Genomic DNA, 23587 nt, shown 5'->3' with positions numbered 1-23587 from the left:
CGGAAAGCGCGCAATGATACGGGTTTTCAATGAACGGCGCTATCGTCGCCGGAGCCCATGCGTAAATAAAAGCATTGGCTATGCTTTCTTACAGCCAATCACGTTTAGAGCATATTAATGAAAGCTTTCGATTTACACCGTATGGCGCTTGATAAGGTGCCCATGGATTTTCTGGGGGAAGTTGCGCTACGCAGCCTTTACACCTTTATATTGGTTTTTCTGTTTTTAAAAATCACCGGACGTCGTGGCGTACGCCAGATGTCGCTTTTTGAAGTCCTTATCATCCTTACGCTGGGTTCCGCCGCGGGAGACGTGGCGTTTTATGACGATGTTCCGATGCTGCCGGTGCTGGTGGTCTTTATTACTCTTGCTGTGCTGTATCGACTGGTAATGTGGCTAATGGCGCATAGTGAAAAAATGGAGGACCTTCTGGAGGGCAAACCCGTCGTGATCATTGAAGACGGCGAGCTGGCATGGTCAAAGCTCAATAGCGCCAATATGACGGAATTTGAATTCTTTATGGAACTGCGTTTGAACGGCGTGGAGCAATTGGGACAAGTGAAACTGGCTATTCTGGAGACGAATGGGCAAATCAGCGTCTACTTCTTTGCCGATGAGGACGTAAAGCCGGGGCTCAGTATTTTGCCTAAACGTTGTACGCAACGATTTAAAGTAATACCTGAAGCAGGGGACTATGCCTGCATACGTTGTAGCGAAGTGGTGCAAATGAAGGCCGGAGATCATCAATTATGTCCGCGCTGTGCAAATCCAGAATGGTCGAAGGCCAGTCGGGCAAAACGGGTTACCTGACAGCAAAAATCTCGGTTTTTACCCGTCAATCCGATAGATTCTGTTGTGTGACCGATGACACATTTTTACCCTTGCCAGTTTTACCCATTGCGGCGCGTGTCACTGAATGATAAAACCGATATCCACAGGAATAACTTATACCAATGTCTGTCACCGGATTATCGTCAATGACAGGATGTTGATTGGACAACAACACAACGTGGTGAGGGGAAATGGCTCAGGTCTTCAATTTTAGTTCAGGTCCGGCAATGTTACCGGCAGAAGTACTTAAACTGGCTCAACAGGATCTTTGTGACTGGAACGGTCTTGGCACGTCAGTGATGGAAATTAGCCACCGTGGCAAAGAATTCATCCAGGTCGCAGAGGAAGCGGAGCAGGATTTTCGCGATCTTCTCAGCATCCCCTCCAACTATAAAGTGTTGTTCTGCCATGGCGGTGGTCGCGGGCAGTTCGCGGGTATCCCGTTAAATATTCTGGGCGATAAAACCACCGCGGATTACGTCGATGCCGGTTATTGGGCCGCCAGCGCAATTAAAGAAGCGAAAAAATACTGCACGCCAAACGTTATTGATGCCAAAGTCACCGTGGACGGCCTGCGTGCTGTTAAGCCGATGAGTGAATGGCAACTTTCTGATAACGCGGCATACCTGCACTATTGCCCGAACGAAACCATCGATGGCATTGCGATCGATGAAACGCCGAATTTTGCCAGCAACGTTGTGGTCACGGCGGATCTGTCCTCTACCATTCTTTCCGCACCGCTTGACGTTAGTCGTTATGGCGTAATTTATGCCGGGGCACAGAAAAATATCGGCCCGGCCGGTCTGACGATTGTCATCGTCCGTGAAGATTTGCTGGGTAAAGCTCATGTCTCATGCCCGTCAATCCTCGACTATACCGTGCTGAATGACAACGATTCCATGTTCAATACGCCGCCAACCTTTGCCTGGTATCTGTCTGGCCTGGTCTTTAAATGGCTGAAAAAGCAGGGCGGTGTTAATGCGATGGATAAAATTAACCAGCAAAAAGCGGAATTGCTCTACGGCGTAATCGATAACAGCGATTTCTACCGTAACGATGTGGCGAAATCCAACCGTTCACGCATGAACGTCCCGTTCCAGCTGGCTGACAGCGCATTGGATAAACTGTTCCTTGAAGAGTCTTTTGCTGCGGGCCTGCACGCGCTGAAAGGGCATCGTGTGGTCGGCGGTATGCGTGCGTCCATCTACAATGCCATGCCGCTTGAAGGTGTTAAAGCACTGACCGATTTCATGGTCGATTTCGAACGCCGCCGCGGCTAATCTGCTGTACTTTTCATCCCCACAGCCCGTCTGTGGGGTTTTTATGTCTGTTTTTGAGAGTCGAGTTTCATGGAATCCCTGACGTTACAACCCATTGCGCGGGTGGATGGCACCATCAATCTGCCTGGATCCAAAAGTGTTTCTAACCGCGCTTTGCTGCTGGCTGCATTAGCCAATGGCACCACTGTCCTGACCAATCTGCTGGACAGCGATGATGTTCGCCATATGCTCAATGCTCTGAATGCGTTAGGGATTAGCTATACCCTTTCTGCCGATCGTACCCGCTGCGAGATAGTTGGCAATGGCGGTGTGTTGCACGCAGAAGGTGCAGTTGAGCTGTTCCTTGGCAACGCCGGAACCGCAATGCGCCCACTGGCCGCAGCGCTATGTCTGGGCAGCAATGACATCGTGCTGACGGGCGAACCGCGCATGAAAGAGCGCCCGATTGGCCATTTGGTTGATGCGCTGCGCCAGGGCGGAGCCAAAATTGACTATCTGGAGCAGGAAAACTATCCACCTTTACGTCTGCGCGGTGGCTTTACCGGAGGCCAGGTTGAGGTAGATGGTAGCGTTTCCAGCCAGTTCCTCACTGCGTTGCTGATGACTGCGCCGCTGGCGCCACAGGATACGACGATAGCAATTAAAGGTGATCTGGTATCCAAACCTTACATTGATATCACACTGAACCTGATGAAAACGTTTGGTGTTGAAATTGAAAATCAAAACTACCAGCGCTTTGTCGTGAAGGGGCAGCAGCAGTATCAGTCACCGGGTGCATACCTGGTTGAAGGTGATGCTTCTTCCGCTTCCTATTTCCTTGCGGCGGGTGCTATTAAAGGCGGTACGGTAAAAGTTACCGGGATTGGCCGCAACAGCATGCAGGGTGATATTCGTTTTGCCGATGTACTGGAGAAAATGGGTGCAACCATTACATGGGGCGACGATTTTATTGCCTGTACTCACGGCGAGTTGAACGCAGTGGATATGGATATGAACCATATTCCTGATGCGGCGATGACCATTGCAACGGCGGCGCTGTTCGCTAAAGGCACCACGACATTACGTAATATCTACAACTGGCGCGTCAAAGAGACCGATCGTCTGTTCGCGATGGCGACGGAGTTACGCAAAGTGGGCGCGGAAGTGGAAGAGGGGCATGACTTTATCCGCATCACCCCGCCTGCAACATTGCAATTTGCGGACATCGCGACCTACAACGATCACCGCATGGCGATGTGTTTCTCGCTGGTGGCGCTGTCTGACACGCCGGTGACCATTCTTGACCCAAAATGTACCGCCAAAACCTTCCCGGATTATTTCGAACAGTTGGCTCGTATTAGTACATCTGCCTGATTTTATTGCCGCACTTTCGGGTGCGGCACATTCTGACATCTCCGATTGCCTATTTATTCTACACTCAGCTTCAATGATTCTGCATTTTTCACACAAAGATAACGATCGTTGGCGTTGGCGCGTATAATGCGCGGCGTTCACGTTAATGTACGCCCGTTTAAGGAGAAAAAGATGACGGCAATTGCCCCGGTTATTACCATTGATGGCCCAAGTGGTGCAGGTAAAGGCACCTTGTGCAAGGCAATGGCGGAAGCATTGCAGTGGCATCTGTTAGATTCAGGCGCGATCTACCGCGTACTGGCGCTCGCAGCGTTACATCACCATGTTGATGTCACATCTGAAGATGCTCTGGTACCGCTTGCCTCACACCTTGATGTGCGTTTTATCTCAACAGACGGCAACCTGGAAGTCATTCTTGAAGGTGAAGATGTCAGCGGTGAAATACGTACTCAGGAAGTAGCGAATGCCGCCTCTCAGGTTGCGGCGTTTCCCCGCGTGCGTGAAGCGTTATTACGTCGTCAACGCGCATTTCGCGAATCCCCAGGTCTGATTGCTGATGGACGTGATATGGGCACCGTGGTGTTCCCGGATGCGCCGGTGAAAATTTTTCTGGACGCCTCCTCGCAAGAACGTGCGCATAGACGTATGCTACAGTTGCAGGAGAAGGGCTTTAGTGTTAACTTTGAACGCCTTTTGGCCGAGATCGAAGAACGCGATTATCGCGATCGTAATCGTGCTGTAGCGCCGCTGGTTCCCGCTGCTGATGCTTTAGTTTTGGATTCAACCCGATTAAGCATTGAGCAAGTGATTGAAAAAGCGTTACAATACGCGCGCCAAAAACTGGCTCTCGCTTAAGTGCGACCGAATTTGCAGTACCCCCGTTGCAATGGATTGACAGCGGGTATGTTAAACAACCCCATCCGGCATGGAGCCAGGTGGACGTTAAATATGAAACCTGAAGATTAAACATGACTGAATCTTTTGCTCAACTGTTTGAAGAATCCTTAAAAGAAATCGAAACCCGTCCGGGTTCCATCGTTCGTGGTGTTGTTGTTGCTATCGACAAAGACGTAGTACTGGTTGACGCTGGTCTGAAATCTGAGTCCGCCATTCCGGCAGAGCAGTTCAAAAACGCCCAGGGCGAGCTGGAAATCCAGGTTGGTGACGAAGTTGACGTTGCTCTGGATGCAGTAGAAGACGGCTTCGGTGAAACCCTGCTGTCCCGTGAAAAAGCTAAACGTCACGAAGCTTGGATCACGCTGGAAAAAGCTTACGAAGAAGCTGCAACCGTTACTGGTGTTATCAATGGCAAAGTCAAGGGTGGCTTCACTGTTGAGCTGAATGGTATTCGCGCGTTCCTGCCGGGTTCCCTGGTAGACGTTCGTCCGGTCCGCGACACGCTGCACCTGGAAGGCAAAGAGCTTGAATTCAAAGTAATCAAGCTGGATCAGAAGCGTAACAACGTTGTTGTTTCCCGTCGTGCCGTTATCGAATCCGAAAACAGCGCAGAACGCGATCAGCTGCTGGAAAACCTGCAGGAAGGCATGGAAGTTAAAGGTATCGTTAAGAACCTCACTGACTACGGTGCATTCGTTGATCTGGGTGGCGTTGACGGCCTGCTGCACATCACCGACATGGCATGGAAACGCGTTAAGCATCCGAGCGAAATCGTAAACGTTGGCGACGAAATCACTGTTAAAGTGCTGAAGTTCGACCGCGAGCGTACTCGTGTATCTCTGGGCCTGAAACAGCTGGGCGAAGATCCATGGGTAGCTATCGCTAAGCGTTATCCGGAAGGTACCAAACTGACTGGTCGCGTGACCAACCTGACCGACTACGGCTGCTTCGTTGAAATCGAAGAAGGCGTTGAAGGCCTGGTTCACGTTTCCGAAATGGATTGGACCAACAAAAACATCCACCCGTCCAAAGTTGTTAACGTTGGCGATGTAGTGGAAGTTATGGTTCTGGATATCGACGAAGAACGTCGTCGTATCTCCCTGGGTCTGAAGCAGTGCAAAAACAACCCATGGCAGCAGTTCGCGGAAACCCACAACAAGGGTGACCGTGTTGAAGGTAAAATCAAGTCTATCACTGACTTCGGTATCTTCATCGGCCTGGACGGCGGCATCGACGGCCTGGTTCACCTGTCTGACATCTCCTGGAACGTTGCAGGCGAAGAAGCAGTTCGTGAATACAAAAAAGGCGACGAAATCGCAGCAGTTGTTCTGCAGGTTGACGCAGAGCGTGAGCGTATCTCTCTGGGCGTTAAACAGCTCGCAGAAGATCCGTTCAACAACTGGGTTGCACTGAACAAGAAAGGCGCAATCGTAAACGGTAAAGTCACTGCAGTTGACGCTAAAGGCGCAACCGTAGAACTGGCTGACGGCGTTGAAGGTTACCTGCGCGCTTCTGAAGCTTCACGTGACCGCGTTGAAGATGCAACTCTGGTTCTGAGCGTAGGCGACGACGTTGAAGCTAAATTCACCGGCGTTGATCGTAAGAACCGTGCAATCAGCCTGTCTGTTCGTGCTAAAGACGAAGCTGATGAGAAAGATGCAATCGCAACTGTTAACAAACAGGAAGATGCTAACTTCTCTAACAACGCAATGGCTGAAGCTTTCAAAGCAGCTAAAGGCGAGTAATATCGAGTGCTCTAAATCCTTTGTGCTGTTAACGGCACAAAGGGTGACGAGTAGCTTGACAGATTACAGGATTCGTCCTGTAATCAATGACAAAGGGCGGCTACGGCCGCCCTTAATCAATGCAGCAGCTAATTATGCCTTTAAGGAACCGGAGGAATCATGACCAAGTCAGAATTGATTGAAAGACTTGCAACCCAGCAACCTCATATTCCCGCGAAAGCGGTTGAAGATGCAGTTAAAGAGATGCTGGAACATATGGCCTCGACTCTTGCGCAGGGCGAGCGTATTGAAATCCGCGGTTTCGGCAGCTTCTCTTTGCATTACCGCGCACCACGCACCGGACGTAATCCGAAGACCGGCGATAAAGTGGATCTGGAAGGGAAATACGTTCCGCACTTTAAACCAGGTAAAGAACTGCGCGATCGCGCCAATATTTACGGTTAAGTTTTTAGCGAGACTTAACGCCGAGAAAAGCACCCAAATGGGTGCTTTTTTCATTTCTGTCCACCTATCCTGGAATCCTCATCCCAGTTAATTTGTACGTTACAACCATCACTAAATGTCTGCGGAACTCAGGTCGTATAACGATAAATTGATGCCAGACAACCGTCGAAGAGTACTGCACACTCCCTGTAACAGGGAGGTGATTGATGAAAATAACAACGGTGAGTATCTGCGCATTACTCGGCATTCTCCCACTCATGCTATTACCTATGCTGCCAGGCATGTTGTGTATCGGCATTGTATTTTGTCTGGCATGTCTGCTCTGTTTTCTCCCCTACAAATATATGCGTTCCGCCGGACTAACCCTGCTGTTTTTTCTTTGGGGAATCCTGGCCGCGAAAGAGGCTCTGTGGGCCGGTAATACGCTGCCTGCGAAAACCCAGCAAGCCATTGTGCGGATAACCGGAACTGACAATATGACAACGCACTACGGCCAGATCACTCACCTTCAGGGGAAACGAATCTTTCCTGCGCAAGGAATCGTCTTGTACGGGCAGTATTTACCCGGTGATGTTTGTGCGGGTCAGACATGGGCGATGACGTTGAAAGTCCGCGCTGTACATGGTCAATTAAACGAAGGCGGATTTGATAGCCAGCGTTACGCATTGGCACAGCATCAACCGCTGACGGGACGATTCTTGCAGGCTTCGGTAATCACACCACAATGCAGTTTGCGTTCGCGGTATCTCTCCTCGCTGAAAACGGCACTCACCGACTATCCCTGGCAGCAGGTCATACTGGGTCTGGGAATGGGGGAGCGCTTGTCTGTGTCACAAGAGGTGAAAACGATTATGCGTGATACCGGCACGGCTCATTTGATGGCTATCTCCGGGCTGCATATTGCGTTTGCTGCATTACTGACCGCAGGATTGATACGTGCTGGACAATTTTTTATGCCAACAAGGTGGATTTGCTGGCAGATGCCATTAGTGGGTGGGATTGTCTGCGCCACATTTTATGCCTGGCTGACGGGGCTGCAACCCCCGGCATTACGAACGGTTGTTGCGCTGCTAGTCTGGGGGGCGCTGAGACTTAGCGGCAGACAGTGGAGTGGATGGTCGGTCTGGATCTGCTGTCTGGCAGCCATCGTGGTGGTGGATCCTGTTGCTGTTCTTTCGCAAAGCCTATGGTTGTCTGCATCTGCCGTTGCGGCACTGCTGTTCTGGTACCAATGGGTACCGCTCCCGGACTGGCCGCTGTCGCGTGCTGGACGTCAATTTCTGGCGCTGGCTCATCTGCAATTGGGTATTACGCTTCTGCTTCTTCCCGTGCAAATCGCAATGTTTCACGGTTTTAGTCTGACCTCGTTTCTGGCTAATTTGTTTGCCGTCCCTTTGGTCACGTTTGTTTCCGTACCCTTGATATTAGCAGGCATGATCATGCATTTAGCCGGGACGGTGATGGTTGAATCAAGCCTGTGGTATCTGGCGGATCGTTCTCTGGCGCTGCTATTTTGGGGGCTCAGAAGTCTGCCTGAAGGGTGGATCAATATTGATGCACGCTGGCAATGGCTCGCATTTTTACCCGGAATGATGATTATCGCATGGCGACTAAATATCTTGCGTACGCTACCGGTGGTCTGTTTCTCTGTGCTCCTTTTGCTGAGTGGGCCGCTTTGGCGTGCACCGCGTACTGATGTGTGGCAAGTGCATATGCTGGATGTCGGGCAGGGGCTGGCGATGGTGATCGCGCGAAATGGGAAAGCGTTGCTTTACGATACCGGTCTGGCATGGCCTGAAGGCGATAGCGCAGAACATCTGATTATTCCCTGGTTGCGTTGGCATAATCTGGAGCCAGAAGGAATTATTTTAAGCCATGAGCACATGGATCACCGCGGCGGGTTGCACTCCTTACAACAAGCCTGGCCGTCGCTATGGGTAAGAAGTCCGCTGAGCTGGAAAGGTCATCTCCCGTGTTTTCGCGGAGATCATTGGCAATGGCAAGGGTTAACCTTCAGTGCGCACTGGCCTGTGCGTGGAAATACAGACCAGGGGAATAACCACTCCTGTGTGGTTAAGGTCGATGACGGATATCAGAGTATTCTGCTGACCGGCGATATCGAATCTCCTGCTGAACAAAAAATGCTAAGTCACTATTGGCAGCACCTTCAGTCGACGGTGATGCAGGTTCCACATCATGGCAGCAATACTTCATCATCACTGGCACTCATTCAGCGGGTTGACGGGCAGGTCGCACTCGCCTCTGCATCCCGTTACAACGCCTGGCGTCTGCCGTCCTGGAAAGTGAAGCAACGTTATCGGCAACAAAATTATCAATGGCTGGATACCCCCCATCAGGGACAGATTACGCTGGATTTTTATCAAAAAAACTGGCGCATACGCAGCATGCGGGATCAGATTTTACCTCGTTGGTATCATCAGTGGTTTGGCGTGTCGGAGGATAACGGGTAGAATATGCGGCTATTCTAACAAATGCTGGTTTTTTGAATGCATAACGATAAAGATCTCTCTACGTGGCAGACGTTTCGCCGACTATGGCCAACCATAGCGCCTTTTAAATCGGGTCTGATCGTGGCGGGTATAGCGTTAGTCCTTAACGCGGCCAGCGATACCTTCATGTTATCGCTCCTTAAACCATTACTGGATGATGGTTTTGGTAAAACGGATCGCTCGGTGCTGCTGTGGATGCCGCTGGTGGTCATTGGGCTGATGATAGTTCGTGGCTTAACCAGCTATGTCTCCAGCTACTGTATCTCATGGGTGTCAGGCAAAGTGGTCATGACCATGCGCCGCCGCCTGTTTGGTCATATGATGGGCATGCCCGTCTCCTTTTTTGATAAACAGTCTACAGGGACATTGTTATCACGTATTACCTATGATTCAGAACAGGTTGCGTCATCGTCTTCCGGCGCGCTGATCACCGTGGTACGTGAAGGGGCCTCAATCATTGGCCTGTTTATCATGATGTTCTATTACAGCTGGCAGCTGTCGCTGATCCTGATTGTACTGGCGCCAATTGTGTCAGTGGCAATCCGTGTGGTTTCCAAGCGCTTTCGTAGCATCAGTAAAAACATGCAAAACACCATGGGGCAGGTTACGACCAGTGCGGAGCAGATGCTGAAAGGCCATAAAGAAGTTCTGATTTTTGGTGGTCAGGAAGTTGAAACCAAGCGCTTTGATAATGTCAGCAACAAGATGCGTTTGCAGGGTATGAAGATGGTTTCCGCTTCTTCTATCTCCGACCCTATCATCCAGCTGATTGCGTCTTTGGCACTGGCCTTCGTGTTGTATGCGGCCAGCTTCCCAAGCGTAATGGAAAACCTGACAGCAGGTACAATTACGGTTGTCTTCTCCTCAATGATCGCATTAATGCGTCCGTTGAAATCTCTGACCAACGTCAACGCGCAGTTCCAGCGCGGTATGGCGGCATGCCAGACCTTATTTACGATTCTGGATAGCGAACAGGAGAAAGATGAAGGTAAACGTGTGATCGATCGTGCTACCGGCGATCTCGAGTTCCGCAACGTGACTTTCACTTATCCGGGACGTGAAGTACCGGCTCTGCGTAACATCAACCTGAATATTCCAGCGGGTAAAACCGTTGCTCTGGTTGGCCGTTCGGGCTCAGGGAAATCCACTCTCGCCAGCCTGATTACGCGCTTCTACGATGTTGATGAAGGGCAGATTCTGATGGACGGACACGATCTGCGCGAATATACCCTGGCATCACTGCGCGATCAGGTTGCGTTGGTTTCGCAGAATGTGCACTTGTTTAACGATACGGTTGCCAACAATATCGCCTACGCGCGTACCGATATGTACAGCCGTGAGCAGATCGAAAAAGCGGCACAGATGGCCTACGCTATGGATTTCATCAACAAGATGGACAATGGCCTGGATACGGTGATTGGTGAAAACGGCGTCCTGCTTTCCGGCGGACAACGTCAGCGTATCGCTATTGCCCGTGCCTTGTTGCGTGACAGCCCAATACTGATCCTTGATGAAGCAACATCGGCTCTTGATACTGAATCTGAACGCGCGATTCAGTCTGCGCTGGATGAGCTACAGAAAAACCGTACTTCTCTGGTCATTGCTCACCGTCTTTCAACCATTGAACAAGCCGATGAAATCATCGTGGTGGAGGATGGTCTGATTGTCGAACGCGGGACTCATAGCGAGCTGATTGAGCAGCGCGGGGTGTATGCGCAATTACATAAAATGCAATTTGGTCAATGATCGCACGTATCTGGTCTGGTGAATCGCCGCTGTGGCGATTGTTACTTCCACTCTCCTGGCTGTATGGCCTGGTGAGTGGCGCGATCCGCTTATGCTACAAGTTGGGGCTTAAACGCGCATGGCGCGCGCCAGTCCCGGTTGTGGTGGTCGGAAACCTTACCGCGGGCGGAAACGGTAAAACGCCGGTGGTGATTTGGTTGGTTGAACAACTGCGACAACGCGGGATTCGCGTGGGTGTGGTGTCGCGTGGTTATGGCGGGAAAGCGACTGCTTACCCGCTGTTGCTAACCGCTGATACTACTACCGCAGAAGCGGGCGATGAACCTGTGCTGATCGCCCAACGTACCGGCGTGCCGGTAGCGGTATCCCCGGTAAGATCGGATGCGGTAAAGGCCATTTTGGCCCAACACGACGTGCAGATTATTGTGACGGACGATGGACTACAGCACTATCGTCTGGCGCGAGATGTTGAAATCGTAGTCATTGACGGCGAACGTCGGTTTGGCAACGGCTGGTGGCTTCCCGCTGGTCCAATGCGGGAACGCGCAGGTCGCCTTAAATCGGTGGATGCGACTATTGTTAACGGTGGCGTTGCGCAACCAGGGGAAATCCCTATGCGACTTGAACCGGGGCTGGCCGTTAATTTACGTACAGGTGAACGCCGTGATGTGGCGCAATTGTCCAATATTGTCGCCATGGCGGGCATTGGTCATCCACCGCGTTTTTTTGCCACGCTGAAAGCATGTGGTGCCAGCGTGCAAAAAAGCATTGCGCTGGCAGACCATCAGTCTCTGACCTACAGTGACGTCAGTGCGTTTGTAGACGCCGGGCAAACGCTGGTCATGACGGAAAAAGATGCGGTTAAGTGCCGGGCATTTGCCGATGAAAACTGGTGGTATTTACCTGTTGATGCACATTTGTCAGGCGATCGGCCTGATGTATTGCTGAATAGCTTAATCTCGCTGACTCGCTAACTGATTCACGCTGCGGCAGCGAATCATTTATGAGGCCATAAATGTCGTTGCCGCGCCTTTCTCTGACGGATGCCCGTCATCTTCACCTTGCTGCTCAAGGTCTGCTGAAAAAAACACGCCGCCGGGCAACCCCGGCAGATATTCTCGCGACCATTTCGCGCATGTCGTTGCTGCAAATCGACACCATCAATATTGTGGCGCGCAGTCCTTACCTGGTGCTGTTTAGTCGTTTAGGCGATTATTCCCCCCAATGGCTGGACGACTCGTTACAGCAGGGCGAACTGATGGAATACTGGGCGCACGAGGCCTGTTTTTTGCCGCGCAGCGATTTTATGCTGATACGTCACCGCATGCTGGCCCCGGAGAATATGGGCTGGAAATATAAAGCGGCGTGGATGAAAGAACATGCGCATGAGATTGAGCAACTGCTCCAGCACATCCAGCATAACGGGCCGGTACGCTCAGCTGATTTTGAGCATCCACGCAAAGGGACCAGCGGCTGGTGGGAATGGAAACCGCAGAAGCGTCATCTTGAAGGGTTGTTCACCGCCGGGAAAGTGATGGTCGTGGAACGGCGTAATTTCCAGCGAGTGTATGATTTAACCCATCGCGTCATGCCGCACTGGGACGATGAACGCGATCCACTTTCGCAGGAAGATGCGGAAAGTGTCATGCTGGATAACAGCGCCCGCAGTCTGGGGATTTTCCGCGAACAATGGCTGGCAGACTACTACCGCCTGAAGCGCCCGGCGCTAAAAAACTGGTGCAACGAACGGGCGGAACAGCGGCAGATTATTCCTGTCGACGTTGAGGGGCTAGGAGCCTTGTGGCTGCATAGCCACCTTCAGCCGCTGCTTGAACAGGCGCTGGCGGGCAAATTAACGGCGACTCACAGTGCAGTATTATCACCTTTTGATCCGGTGGTCTGGGATCGTAAACGGGCAGAGCAGCTATTCGATTTTAGCTATCGGCTGGAGTGTTACACGCCAGCACCAAAACGTCAGTACGGTTATTTCGTCTTACCGCTGCTGCATCGCGGACAGTTGGTTGGGCGGATGGATGCCAAAATGCACCGCAAAACAGGTGTGCTGGACGTTATTTCGCTGTGGTTACAGGATGGGGTTAAGCCTGGAGTGACGTTGCAAAAAGGATTGTTTCAGGCGATTGACGATTTTGCCCGCTGGCAACAGGCAACACGCGTGACGCTGGGACGTTATCCTGAAGGTTTATTTGCTGATGCACGCCATGGTTGGGAAATAGACCCAGCCCTTTAAGCGATTATGTTAATATTTACGGATTCACAATCCGGTCCATCTGGAGGAACTATGGATCATCGTCTGCTTGAAATCATTGCCTGCCCGGTATGCAATGGCAAACTCTGGTTTAACCAGGAAAAACAGGAACTGATTTGTAAACTGGATAACCTTGCTTTCCCACTGCGTGATGGCATTCCCGTGTTACTGGAAACCGAAGCCCGCGTTCTGACTGCTGATGAGAGTAAATCATGAGTTTTGTGGTCATTATTCCTGCGCGCTATGCGTCCACACGTCTGCCTGGTAAGCCGTTGCTGGATATCAACGGTAAACCGATGATCGTGCATGTACTGGAGCGTGCGCGTGAATCTGGCGCTGAACGTATCATCGTTGCTACCGATCACGAGGATGTCGCTCGCGCGGTAGAAGCGGTGGGTGGCGAAGTGTGCATGACTCGCGCCGATCACCAGTCTGGTACGGAGCGCCTGGCGGAAGTCGTCGAGAAATGTGGTTTTAGCGATGATACCGTTATTGTGAACGTACAGGGTGATGAGCCGATGATTCCTGCGGTCATTATTCGCCAGGTGGCTGAGAATCTGGCGCAACGTCAGGTCGGTATGGCGACTCTTGCGGCTCCGATTCACAGTGCGGAAGAGGCATTTAATCCGAATGCGGTAAAAGTCGTGTTGGACGCTGAAGGATATGCTCTCTATTTTTCACGCGCGACCATCCCATGGGATCGCGATCGTTTCGCCAAAAGTCTGGAAACGGTGGGGGACACCTTCCTGCGCCATCTGGGCATTTACGGCTATCGCGCCGGTTTTATTCGCCGCTATGTTAACTGGCAGCCTAGCCCGCTTGAGCATATCGAAATGCTGGAGCAGCTGCGAGTGCTGTGGTACGGCGAAAAAATTCACGTTGCCGTCGCAAAAGAAGTCCCGGGTACCGGCGTAGACACAGCCGAAGATCTTGAGCGCGTTCGCGCCGAAATGCATTAGTTTTTCTCACGGCACTCCCCCCATATTGAGGCGTATTTTTGGGAGGAGTGTCGTATCGTTGCGCTTTCCCTCCACTTTTCTTTTCATCAATTGATCTCATCCGGGTGACATCTGTCTGCACGACGCTCATTATGAAAGCAGTAGCATTTATGAGGGCAATCTGAAATGGAACAGTTGCGTGCCGAACTCAGCCACCTGCTGGGCGAAAAACTCAGTCGCATAGAATGCGTGAATGAAAAAGTGGATACGGCCCTGTGGTCACTGTACGACAGCCAGGGAAATCCGATGCCGCTGATGGCGAGAAGCTTCACCACGCCAGGTATGGCGCAGCAGCTGGCATGGAAAACCTCCATGTTGGCGCGCAGTGGTACGGTGCGAATGCCCGTCATTTACGGGGTCTTAACCCACGAAGAGCATCCCGGTCCCGATGTGCTACTGCTTGAGCGTTTACGTGGCGTGCCGGTGGAAGCGCCAGCCCGAACGCCCGAACGCTGGGAACATTTAAAAGATCAGATCGTAGAAGGTCTGCTGTCATGGCATCGGCAGGATAGCCGTGGCTGCGTGGGAATGGTGGATAACACGCAAGAGAATATCTGGCCATCCTGGTATCGTCAGCGTGTTGAAGTGTTGTGGACCACTTTAAATCAGTTCAACAATACCGGGCTGACGATGCAGGATAAGCGGATCCTGTTTCGTACCCGTGAGTGTTTGCCCGCTTTATTTGAAGGATTCAATGATAACTGCGTGCTGATCCACGGTAATTTTAGTTTACGTAGCATGCTCAAAGACGCCCGTAGCGATCAGCTTCTGGCGATGGTCGGACCGGGTTTGATGCTGTGGGCGCCCAGAGAGTATGAATTGTTCCGTTTAATGGATAATGCACTGGCGGAAAGTCTGCTTTGGCAATACCTGCAACGCGCGCCCGTGGCGGAGTCCTTCATCTGGCGGCGCTGGCTGTATGTGTTATGGGATGAGGTGGCGCAACTGGTCAACACCGGACGTTTTAATCGATCTAACTTTGACCTGGCCACGAAATCACTGCTGCCGTGGCTCGCCTGATGAACATGTGAACGCCTTATCCGGCCTACAATTCTGCGCTGAACACGTAGGCCTGATAAGACGCGTTAGTGTCGCTATCAGGCAACATTCCTGTCAATGTTCCGATCCCTTTAGCCACTGCCAGATTCGCCCCAACGTTTCGTAACCAACACGATCGCTATGCATCAACCAGACGGGAGAGGGGATCGCGCGCTCCCACGGATTAAGCGGTGAGTCAATCGCTAACTGGTTGGCTGGCGCGGGCAACGGATGTAGTCCGGCCTGTTGGAAGAAAATCATTGCTCGCGGTAAGTGCGATGCGGAGGTCACCAGCAGGAACGGCGCGCTGCCGATGGCCTGCTTAACCGCTGCGGCTTCTTCTTCGGTGTCTTTAGGTTTATCCAGCGTGATGATATCACCGGGCGGCACACCCAGTGACTGCGCTACGCGGGCTCCCGCTTCTGCAGTACTGACGTTATTGCTCTTTGCCGCAGCGCCGGTAAAGATAAGCTTCGATCCCGGGTTAGCACGCCAAAGGCGAATACCTTCATTCAGACGCGGAAGACTGTTGCTGATCAGGTTTGAACTTGGCGCCCACTGTGGATTCCAGGTATACCCTCCGCCCAGCACCACAATGTATTCCACTTTTTGTGTATCCTGCCAGGTTGGATAGCTATCCTCAATCGGTTTCAGCAGACTGTCGGCGACGGGCTGCAAGCTTAGAAGTAACAGTGCCAGCCAACTCAGGCTAATGCACACTTTCCCTGTTTTTTGAAAGCGGCTAAACCAGAGCAGCGCCAGGCCTATACCCATGATAATGAGCATTAGCGGAAGTGGCAGCATCATACCGCCAATCACTTTCTTTAGCGTAAAAAGCATCCTTTTTGGTTCCTTTTTTAACCATACAGCAGGGGATCAGCAGGGATATTACACCAGGAAGGTTCATTCTCGGCGTGGGTGTGACAAAATAGCGGTTTTACTTAGTCACCCTAAAGCCAGCATGTGGAGAGCCCGATGCGGGATCGCAATTTTGATGACATTGCAGAGAAGTTTTCCCGTAACATTTACGGCACCACCAAAGGTCAGCTTCGTCAGACGATCCTCTGGCAGGATCTGGACAAACTTCTTGCCGACTACGCGGGCCAAACGTTGCGTGTGCTTGATGCGGGTGGCGGAGAAGGGCAGACAGCCATTCTGATGGCGCAGCGGGGCCATCACGTCACCTTGTGCGATCTTTCTGCTGAGATGGTGGCGCGAGCGCAACGGGCGGCAGAAGAGCAAGGTGTGAGCGACAACATGCATTTTATACATTGTGCCGCTCAGGACATCCCACAGCATTTGGATTCTCAGGTTGATCTGATATTGTTTCATGCTGTGCTGGAATGGGTGGCCGATCCGCAAGCCGTCTTAAAAACATTGTGGTCGATGTTACGCCCGGGCGGTGCTTTATCGCTGATGTTCTACAATGCAAACGGTCTGTTGATGCGTAATGTGTTGGTCGGTAATTTCGGCTATGTACAGCAGGGAATGTATAAAAAGAAACGGCGCACGTTGTCTCCCGATTTTCCGCGCGACCCTCAGCAGGTCTATGGCTGGCTGGAGGAGATTGGCTGGGAGATAACCGGTAAAACGGGCGTGAGGGTGTTTCATGATTATCTGCGTGATAAACAAAAACAGCATGACTGTTTTGATGCTTTAACAGAAATAGAAACACGTTATTGCCGCCAGGAACCGTATATCAGCCTTGGGCGCTATATTCATGTCACCGCGATTAAACGTCCGGCCCGAGCCGCAGATGCAAGGATAACCTATGAGTGAATTTTCCCAGACAGTCCCCGAACTGGTTGCCTGGGCCAGAAAAAATGACTTCTCCATCTCTCTGCCGGTAGACAGACTTTCGTTCCTGCTGGCGGTCGCCACGTTGAACGGTGAGCGACTTGACGGTGAGATGAGTGAAGGTGAACTGGTGGATGCGTTCCGCCATGTGAGTGATGCGTTTGAGCAAACCAGCGAAACCATCGGCGTCCGCGCCAACAACGCGATCAACGATATGGTGCGTCAACGTCTGCTGAACCGCTTTACCAGCGAGCAGGCTGAAGGCAACGCCATTTACCGTTTAACGCCGCTCGGGATTGGCATCACAGATTACTATATTCGTCAGCGCGAATTCTCTACGCTGCGTCTTTCTATGCAGCTGTCAATTGTGGCAGGCGAACTGAAGCGCGCGGCGGATGCGGCAGCGGAAGGTGGTGATGAGTTCCACTGGCATCGCAACGTCTATGCGCCATTGAAATACTCGGTGGCGGAGATTTTCGACAGTATCGATCTGACCCAGCGCATCATGGATGAACAGCAGCAGCAGGTAAAAGACGACATCGCACAGTTGCTAAACAAAGACTGGCGGGCGGCGATTTCCAGCTGTGAAATGCTGCTGTCTGAAACATCTGGTACGCTGCGTGAGCTGCAAGATACGCTGGAAGCGGCAGGGGATAAGCTGCAGGCTAACCTGTTACGCATCCAGGACGCCACGATGACGCATGACGATTTGCATTTTGTCGATCGGCTGGTGTTTGATTTACAAAGCAAGCTCGACCGCATTATTAGCTGGGGCCAGCAGTCCATTGACTTGTGGATCGGCTACGATCGTCACGTGCATAAATTTATCCGTACCGCGATCGATATGGATAAAAACCGCGTCTTCGCCCAGCGTCTGCGTCAGTCCGTGCAGACCTACTTTGACGACCCATGGGCGCTGACCTATGCCAACGCCGATCGTCTGCTGGATATGCGTGACGAGGAGATGGTGCTGCGTGACGAAGAGGTCACCGGTGAACTTCCGGAAGACCTGGAATATGAAGAATTTAACGAGATCCGTGAGCAGCTGGCGGCGATCATCGAAGAACAGCTGGCTATCTACAAATCCAGACAAACACCACTGGATCTCGGTTTGGTAGTGCGCGAGTATCTGGCGCAATACCCACGTGCGCGTCATTTCGACGTCGCGCGTATTGTTATCGATCAGGCGGTACGCCTTGGCGTAGCGCAAGCAGACTTCACCGGACTGCCAGCCAAATGGCAGCCGATTAATGATTACGGAGCCAAGGTACAGGCGCATGTCATTGACAAATATTGAACAAGTGATGCCGGTAAAGCTGGCGCAGGCGCTGGCGAATCCGTTATTTCCGGCACTGGATAGTGCCTTACGTTCGGGCCGCCATATCGGTCTGGATGAACTGGATAATCATGCCTTCCTGATGGATTTTCAGGAATATTTTGAAGAGTTTTACAGCCGCTATAACGTGGAATTGATCCGTGCGCCGGAAGGGTTCTTCTACCTTCGTCCGCGTTCAACGACGCTCATTCCTCGTTCGGTCCTGTCAGAACTGGACATGATGGTGGGTAAAATTCTTTGCTATCTCTATCTCAGCCCGGAACGCCTGGCGAACGAAGGGATTTTTACCCAGCAAGAGCTGTACGACGAGCTGCTAACGCTGGCAGATGAAGCGAAGTTACTGAAGCTGGTGAACAACCGTTCAACCGGTTCTGACGTTGACCGCCAGAAGCTACAGGAAAAAGTGCGTTCTTCGCTCAACCGCTTGCGCCGCTTAGGCATGGTGTGGTTTCTGGGCCACGACAGCAGCAAATTCCGTATTACGGAATCTGTCTTCCGCTTTGGCGCGGATGTGCGTAGCGGTGACGATCCGCGCGAAGCACAGCGTCGCTTAATTCGTGATGGTGAATCGATGGCGGTCGAGAACCGTCTGCAGCTCAACGATGAGCCCGAAGAGAATCAGCCGGACAGTGGAGAAGAAGAATAATGATTGAACGCGGTAAATTTCGCTCACTTACGCTGATTAACTGGAATGGTTTTTTTGCCCGTACGTTTGATCTCGATGAGCTGGTCACCACGCTGTCCGGTGGTAACGGTGCGGGTAAATCCACCACCATGGCGGCATTTGTTACGGCGCTCATTCCGGACTTAACCCTGCTGCATTTCCGTAACACCACCGAAGCCGGTGCAACCAGCGGTTCACGTGATAAAGGCCTGCACGGTAAGCTGAAAGCAGGGGTTTGTTATTCAATGCTCGACGTCCTTAATTCGCGTCATCAGCGCGTGGTCGTGGGTGTGCGTCTGCAACAGGTTGCTGGTCGCGATCGCAAAGTGGATATCAAACCGTTTGCCATTCAGGGGCTGCCGATGTCGGTACAGCCAACCCAACTGGTGACGGAAACGCTGAACGAACGCCAGGCGCGCGTACTGTCTCTACCTGAGCTGAAAGAGAAGCTTGATGAGATGGAAGGCGTGCAGTTTAAGCAGTTCAACTCGATAACCGATTATCACTCATTGATGTTCGATCTGGGCATCATTGCCCGTCGTCTGCGCTCTGCGTCCGATCGTAGTAAATTCTACCGTCTGATTGAAGCCTCGCTGTACGGCGGGATCTCCAGCGCCATTACGCGTTCACTGCGTGACTACCTGCTGCCGGAAAACAGCGGCGTACGTAAAGCGTTTCAGGATATGGAAGCCGCGCTGCGTGAAAACCGTATGACGCTGGAAGCGATTCGCGTAACCCAGTCTGACCGCGACCTGTTTAAGCATTTAATCAGTGAAGCGACCAACTATGTGGCCGCAGATTATATGCGCCACGCCAATGAACGTCGCATCCATCTGGATAAAGCACTGGAATATCGTCGTGAACTGTATACCTCGCGCAAGCAGCTGGCGGCAGAGCAGTACAAACACGTGGATATGGCGCGTGAACTGGGTGAACACAACGGTGCGGAAGGCGATCTGGAAGCTGATTACCAGGCCGCGAGCGATCACCTGAATCTGGTGCAAACCGCGCTGCGTCAGCAGGAAAAAATTGAACGCTACGAGGCGGATCTCGAAGAATTGCAGGTCCGTCTTGAAGAACAAAACGAGGTGGTCGCGGAAGCCGTTGACCGCCAGGATGAAAACGAAGCCCGCGCAGAAGCCGCTGAGCTGGAAGTGGATGAGCTGAAAAGCCAGCTTGCCGATTACCAGCAAGCGCTGGACGTCCAGCAAACGCGAGCCATCCAGTATACTCAGGCGATCCAGGCCCTAAACCGGGCGAAAGAACTCTGCCACTTACCGGACCTGACAGCCGACAGCGCCGCCGAATGGCTGGAGACTTTCCAGGCCAAAGAGCAGGAAGCCACTGAAAAACTGCTGACGCTTGAACAAAAAATGAGCGTGGCGCAAACCGCGCATAGCCAGTTCGAACAGGCTTATCAGCTGGTGGCGGCTATCAACGGCCCGCTGGTGCGGGGTGAAGCCTGGAGCGTGGCGCGTGAACTGCTGCGCGAAGGCGTGGAACAGCGCCACCTGGCAGAACAGGTTCAGCCGTTGCGTATGCGACTGAGCGAACTGGAGCAGCGTCTGCGCGAACAGCAGGATGCCGAGCGTCTGCTGGCCGAATTCTGCAAGCGTCAGGGTAAACAGTTCGATATCGATGAGCTGGAAGCGCTGCACCAGGAGCTTGAAGCACGCATCGCCGCCTTGTCGGACAGCGTCTCGTCTGCCAGCGAACAGCGTATGACGCTGCGTCAGGAGCAGGAACAACTACAATCCCGTATTCAGCATTTGATGAAGCGGGCACCTGTCTGGCTGGCTGCGCAAAATAGCCTGAATCAGCTTAGCGAGCAGTGTGGCGAAGAGTTTACCTCCAGCCAGGAAGTGACCGAGTATCTGCAACAATTGCTGGAGCGCGAGCGTGAGGCCATTGTTGAGCGTGATGAAGTCGGTGCACGTAAAAATGCAGTTGATGAAGAGATTGAACGTTTAAGTCAACCGGGCGGGGCGGAAGATCAGCGTCTGAACGCGCTGGCGGAACGCTTTGGCGGCGTACTGCTGTCAGAAATTTATGATGACGTTAGCCTTGAAGATGCACCGTACTTCTCTGCGCTATACGGTCCTTCGCGTCATGCCATTGTGGTACCGGATCTGTCGCTGATTACCGAACAGCTTGAAGGGCTGACGGATTGCCCGGAAGATCTCTATTTCATCGAAGGGGATCCGCAGTCGTTTGATGACAGCGTCTTCAGCGTTGATGAACTGGAAAATGCGGTGGTGGTGAAAACTGCCGAGCGTCAGTGGCGTTATTCTCGCTTCCCGGCGGTGCCTATTTTTGGGCGTGCAGCACGTGAAAGCCGTATCGAAACCCTGCATGCCGAGCGTGAAGGGCTGTCTGAACGTTTCGCCACGCTCTCCTTTGACGTCCAGAAAACCCAACGTCTGCATCAGGCGTTCAGTCGCTTTATCGGCAGCCATCTGTCGGTGGCGTTTGAAGCCGATCCAGAAGCGGAAATTCGCCAACTGAATAGCCGTCGCGTTGAACTGGAACGTGCGCTGACCAATCATGAAAATGATAACCAGCAAAGCCGTATGCAGTTTGAACAGGCGAAAGAGGGCGTCTCTGCGCTGAACCGCCTGCTGCCGCGCTTGAATCTGCTGGCAGATGATACGCTAGCCGATCGCGTAGACGAAATTCGCGAGCGTCTGGATGAAGCTCAGGAAGCCGCGCGTTTTGTACAGCAACATGGCAATCAGTTGGCGAAACTGGAACCTATCGTTTCGGTTCTGCAAAATGACCCTGAGCAGTTTGAACAGCTGAAGGAAGACTATGCGTACTCCCAGCAGATGCAGCGCGATGCGCGTCAGCAGGCTTTTGCGCTGACCGAAGTAGTACAGCGTCGGGCGCACTTTAGTTATTCCGACTCAGCCGAAATGCTGAGCGGCAATAGCGATCTGAACGAAAAATTGCGTGAACGCCTGGAACAGGCGGAAGCCGAACGTACCCGCGCTCGCGAAGCGCTGCGCAGCCACGCCGCACAGTTAAGCCAGTACAACCAGGTCATGGCATCGCTGAAAAGCTCTTATGACACCAAAAAAGAGCTGCTTAACGATTTACAACGTGAACTGCAGGATATCGGCGTTCGTGCGGACAGCGGTGCCGAAGAGCGTGCGCGTATTCGCCGTGACGAACTGCATGCGCAGCTCAGCAACAACCGTGCACGCCGCAACCAACTTGAGAAAGCACTGACTTTCTGCGAAGCGGAGATGGAAAACCTGACCCGCAGACTACGCAAGCTGGAACGTGATTATCATGAAATGCGCGAGCAGGTAGTCACCGCCAAAGCCGGCTGGTGTGCAGTCATGCGGATGGTGAAAGATAACGGTGTGGAACGTCGTCTGCACCGCCGCGAGTTGGCCTATCTTTCCGGTGACGAACTGCGTTCGATGTCGGATAAGGCGCTCGGTGCGCTACGTCTGGCGGTTGCAGATAACGAGCACCTGCGCGATGTGTTGCGTCTGTCTGAAGATCCAAAACGTCCAGAGCGCAAAATTCAGTTCTTCGTCGCGGTTTACCAGCATCTGCGTGAACGTATTCGCCAGGATATTATTCGTACCGATGATCCGGTTGAAGCCATTGAACAGATGGAGATTGAGCTGAGCCGTCTGACGGAAGAGTTAACCTCACGCGAACAGAAGCTGGCGATCAGCTCACGCAGCGTGGCGAACATTATTCGTAAGACCATTCAGCGTGAACAGAACCGTATTCGCATGCTGAACCAGGGGTTGCAAAGCGTGTCGTTTGGCCAGGTCAACAGCGTTCGCCTGAACGTCAATGTGCGTGAAACACATGCTACCTTGCTGGACGTACTTTCAGAGCAGCATGAACAGCATCAGGATTTGTTTAACAGCAATCGCCTGACCTTCTCAGAAGCGCTGGCGAAGCTGTATCAGCGTCTGAATCCGCAGATAGACATGGGGCAACGCACGCCACAAACCATTGGTGAAGAGCTGCTGGATTATCGTAACTATCTGGAAATGGAAGTTGAGGTTAACCGTGGCTCTGACGGCTGGCTGCGTGCTGAGTCTGGTGCGTTGTCAACGGGTGAAGCGATCGGGACCGGGATGTCTATTCTGGTGATGGTGGTGCAAAGCTGGGAAGATGAAGGCCGCAGATTGCGCGGGAAAGATATCTCTCCTTGCCGCCTGCTGTTCCTTGATGAAGCTGCACGACTCGATGCGCGTTCTATTGCGACCTTGTTTGAGCTGTGTGAGCGTTTGCAGATGCAGCTGATTATCGCTGCGCCGGAAAACATCAGCCCAGAGAAAGGCACCACCTACAAACTGGTGCGTAAAGTCTTCCAGAACACCGAACACGTTCACGTGGTGGGGTTGCGCGGATTTGCGCCTCAGTTACCGGAACCACTGCCGGGGACTGAAGATGCCTCCTCGCAGGCAAGCTAAGCAAAAAGGCGGCTACATGGCTAATGCTCATCAGTTAAGCATGTATGATGAACATGTGATTCTTGCTCAGGGTTCCGTTCACCTCAGTGGTGTCATTTCTCTGAAGCGCAGATACCTGTGAACGTGCAAGGGAGGCTCACCGCCACCTCCCTTGCAACCTAGGCTCCCGGCGGGAAAATCGTCGCTGCGCGAGTTATTCGTCTTATGCCGTCTGCCTGTCGGGTCGGGGCCGAGCCTGCA

The 23587-nt window shown here is 52.4% G+C and carries 18 protein-coding genes; 17 read left to right on the top strand and 1 reads right to left on the bottom strand.

What is annotated here, in order from left to right:
* Positions 1-117 precede the first annotated feature (117 nt).
* The 13 genes from OGY09_RS04085 (at position 118) to OGY09_RS04025 (ending at position 15090) form a co-directional block, all read left to right on the top strand.
* Positions 118-810 (top strand): DUF421 domain-containing protein, encoded by a 693-nt coding sequence (locus OGY09_RS04085; protein ID WP_008784261.1) that lies wholly within the window; start codon positions 118-120, stop codon positions 808-810.
* A gap of 212 nt (positions 811-1022) precedes the next feature.
* Entirely contained in the window at positions 1023-2111 is a 1089-nt protein-coding gene (gene serC, locus OGY09_RS04080; protein ID WP_032942886.1) for a 3-phosphoserine/phosphohydroxythreonine transaminase, read from the top strand.
* A 69-nt stretch (positions 2112-2180) separates the two neighbouring features.
* Positions 2181-3464 (top strand): 3-phosphoshikimate 1-carboxyvinyltransferase, encoded by a 1284-nt coding sequence (gene aroA / locus OGY09_RS04075; protein WP_003831919.1) that lies wholly within the window; start codon positions 2181-2183, stop codon positions 3462-3464.
* A 171-nt stretch (positions 3465-3635) separates the two neighbouring features.
* The gene (gene cmk, locus OGY09_RS04070) at positions 3636-4319 is read left to right on the top strand and encodes a (d)CMP kinase (RefSeq protein ID WP_003831921.1); all 684 of its coding nucleotides are present in this window, start codon (positions 3636-3638) and stop codon (positions 4317-4319) included.
* Positions 4320-4432: 113 nt separating this feature from the next.
* Positions 4433-6106, top strand: coding sequence for a 30S ribosomal protein S1 (gene rpsA / locus OGY09_RS04065; protein ID WP_003035776.1), 1674 nt, complete (start codon positions 4433-4435; stop codon positions 6104-6106).
* Between the two features lie 159 nt (positions 6107-6265).
* Positions 6266-6550, top strand: a complete 285-nt coding sequence (gene ihfB, locus OGY09_RS04060; protein ID WP_003035780.1) for an integration host factor subunit beta — start codon at positions 6266-6268, stop codon at positions 6548-6550.
* Between the two features lie 206 nt (positions 6551-6756).
* Positions 6757-9021, top strand: a complete 2265-nt coding sequence (locus tag OGY09_RS04055; RefSeq protein ID WP_032942887.1) for a ComEC family protein — start codon at positions 6757-6759, stop codon at positions 9019-9021.
* 36 nt (positions 9022-9057) lie between these two features.
* Positions 9058-10806 carry a lipid A ABC transporter ATP-binding protein/permease MsbA gene (msbA, locus tag OGY09_RS04050; RefSeq protein WP_003831926.1) on the top strand — a complete coding sequence of 583 codons (1749 nt, stop codon included), beginning with the start codon at positions 9058-9060 and terminating at the stop codon, positions 10804-10806.
* On the top strand, positions 10803-11780 hold the full coding sequence (gene lpxK, locus OGY09_RS04045) for a tetraacyldisaccharide 4'-kinase (protein ID WP_032942888.1): 978 nt from the start codon (positions 10803-10805) through the stop codon (positions 11778-11780). Before msbA ends, lpxK begins: the two co-directional genes overlap by 4 nt.
* A 41-nt stretch (positions 11781-11821) precedes the next feature.
* Positions 11822-13054, top strand: a complete 1233-nt coding sequence (locus OGY09_RS04040; protein ID WP_008784266.1) for a winged helix-turn-helix domain-containing protein — start codon at positions 11822-11824, stop codon at positions 13052-13054.
* A 51-nt stretch (positions 13055-13105) separates the two neighbouring features.
* Positions 13106-13288: a protein YcaR gene (ycaR, locus tag OGY09_RS04035; RefSeq protein WP_003035793.1), complete on the top strand. Its 183-nt coding sequence runs from the start codon at positions 13106-13108 to the stop codon at positions 13286-13288.
* The gene (gene kdsB, locus OGY09_RS04030) at positions 13285-14031 is read left to right on the top strand and encodes a 3-deoxy-manno-octulosonate cytidylyltransferase (RefSeq protein WP_003831932.1); all 747 of its coding nucleotides are present in this window, start codon (positions 13285-13287) and stop codon (positions 14029-14031) included. Before ycaR ends, kdsB begins: the two co-directional genes overlap by 4 nt.
* Before the next feature lie 165 nt (positions 14032-14196).
* Complete coding sequence (locus tag OGY09_RS04025; RefSeq protein WP_003831934.1) at positions 14197-15090, top strand: YcbJ family phosphotransferase; 894 nt, start codon at positions 14197-14199, stop codon at positions 15088-15090.
* Between the two features lie 93 nt (positions 15091-15183).
* Here OGY09_RS04025 and elyC read toward each other — a convergent pair whose 3' ends face one another.
* Positions 15184-15948: an envelope biogenesis factor ElyC gene (gene elyC, locus OGY09_RS04020; RefSeq protein WP_003836882.1), complete on the bottom strand. Its 765-nt coding sequence runs from the start codon at positions 15946-15948 to the stop codon at positions 15184-15186.
* A 135-nt stretch (positions 15949-16083) separates the two neighbouring features.
* On the opposite strand from elyC, the gene cmoM reads away from it, so the two are divergent.
* From cmoM to mukB, 4 genes are read left to right on the top strand one after another with little or no spacing between them, the layout of a single operon-like run.
* On the top strand, positions 16084-16887 hold the full coding sequence (gene cmoM, locus OGY09_RS04015; RefSeq protein ID WP_003035803.1) for a tRNA uridine 5-oxyacetic acid(34) methyltransferase CmoM: 804 nt from the start codon (positions 16084-16086) through the stop codon (positions 16885-16887).
* Positions 16880-18202 carry a chromosome partition protein MukF gene (gene mukF / locus OGY09_RS04010; protein WP_003831939.1) on the top strand — a complete coding sequence of 441 codons (1323 nt, stop codon included), beginning with the start codon at positions 16880-16882 and terminating at the stop codon, positions 18200-18202. The genes cmoM and mukF overlap by 8 nt, the downstream gene beginning before the upstream one ends.
* Complete coding sequence (gene mukE / locus OGY09_RS04005) at positions 18183-18887, top strand: chromosome partition protein MukE (RefSeq protein WP_032942889.1); 705 nt, start codon at positions 18183-18185, stop codon at positions 18885-18887. The genes mukF and mukE overlap by 20 nt, the downstream gene beginning before the upstream one ends.
* Positions 18887-23347 (top strand): chromosome partition protein MukB, encoded by a 4461-nt coding sequence (gene mukB, locus OGY09_RS04000; RefSeq protein ID WP_032942890.1) that lies wholly within the window; start codon positions 18887-18889, stop codon positions 23345-23347. The genes mukE and mukB overlap by 1 nt, the downstream gene beginning before the upstream one ends.
* Positions 23348-23587 lie beyond the last annotated feature (240 nt).

Origin of the sequence: Citrobacter sp. Cpo071, from assembly GCF_030332765.1 — a bacterium.
GTDB classification, from domain to species: Bacteria; Pseudomonadota; Gammaproteobacteria; order Enterobacterales; family Enterobacteriaceae; genus Citrobacter; species Citrobacter portucalensis.
The sequence above is the reverse complement of the archived record's forward strand: the minus strand, read 5'-3'. Positions and strand labels throughout refer to the sequence as shown.

Excerpts from the sequence above, each read along its gene's own strand:
- OGY09_RS04085 (WP_008784261.1), top strand. The coding sequence starts at position 118 with ATGAAAGCTTTCGATTTACACCGTATGGCGCTTGATAAGGTGCCCATG.
- serC (WP_032942886.1), top strand. The coding sequence starts at position 1,023 with ATGGCTCAGGTCTTCAATTTTAGTTCAGGTCCGGCAATGTTACCGGCA.
- aroA (WP_003831919.1), top strand. The coding sequence starts at position 2,181 with ATGGAATCCCTGACGTTACAACCCATTGCGCGGGTGGATGGCACCATC.
- cmk (WP_003831921.1), top strand. The coding sequence starts at position 3,636 with ATGACGGCAATTGCCCCGGTTATTACCATTGATGGCCCAAGTGGTGCA.
- rpsA (WP_003035776.1), top strand. The coding sequence starts at position 4,433 with ATGACTGAATCTTTTGCTCAACTGTTTGAAGAATCCTTAAAAGAAATC.
- ihfB (WP_003035780.1), top strand. The coding sequence starts at position 6,266 with ATGACCAAGTCAGAATTGATTGAAAGACTTGCAACCCAGCAACCTCAT.
- OGY09_RS04055 (WP_032942887.1), top strand. The coding sequence starts at position 6,757 with ATGAAAATAACAACGGTGAGTATCTGCGCATTACTCGGCATTCTCCCA.
- msbA (WP_003831926.1), top strand. The coding sequence starts at position 9,058 with ATGCATAACGATAAAGATCTCTCTACGTGGCAGACGTTTCGCCGACTA.
- lpxK (WP_032942888.1), top strand. The coding sequence starts at position 10,803 with ATGATCGCACGTATCTGGTCTGGTGAATCGCCGCTGTGGCGATTGTTA.
- OGY09_RS04040 (WP_008784266.1), top strand. The coding sequence starts at position 11,822 with ATGTCGTTGCCGCGCCTTTCTCTGACGGATGCCCGTCATCTTCACCTT.
- ycaR (WP_003035793.1), top strand. The coding sequence starts at position 13,106 with ATGGATCATCGTCTGCTTGAAATCATTGCCTGCCCGGTATGCAATGGC.
- kdsB (WP_003831932.1), top strand. The coding sequence starts at position 13,285 with ATGAGTTTTGTGGTCATTATTCCTGCGCGCTATGCGTCCACACGTCTG.
- OGY09_RS04025 (WP_003831934.1), top strand. The coding sequence starts at position 14,197 with ATGGAACAGTTGCGTGCCGAACTCAGCCACCTGCTGGGCGAAAAACTC.
- elyC (WP_003836882.1), bottom strand. The coding sequence starts at position 15,948 with ATGCTTTTTACGCTAAAGAAAGTGATTGGCGGTATGATGCTGCCACTT.
- cmoM (WP_003035803.1), top strand. The coding sequence starts at position 16,084 with ATGCGGGATCGCAATTTTGATGACATTGCAGAGAAGTTTTCCCGTAAC.
- mukF (WP_003831939.1), top strand. The coding sequence starts at position 16,880 with ATGAGTGAATTTTCCCAGACAGTCCCCGAACTGGTTGCCTGGGCCAGA.
- mukE (WP_032942889.1), top strand. The coding sequence starts at position 18,183 with ATGTCATTGACAAATATTGAACAAGTGATGCCGGTAAAGCTGGCGCAG.
- mukB (WP_032942890.1), top strand. The coding sequence starts at position 18,887 with ATGATTGAACGCGGTAAATTTCGCTCACTTACGCTGATTAACTGGAAT.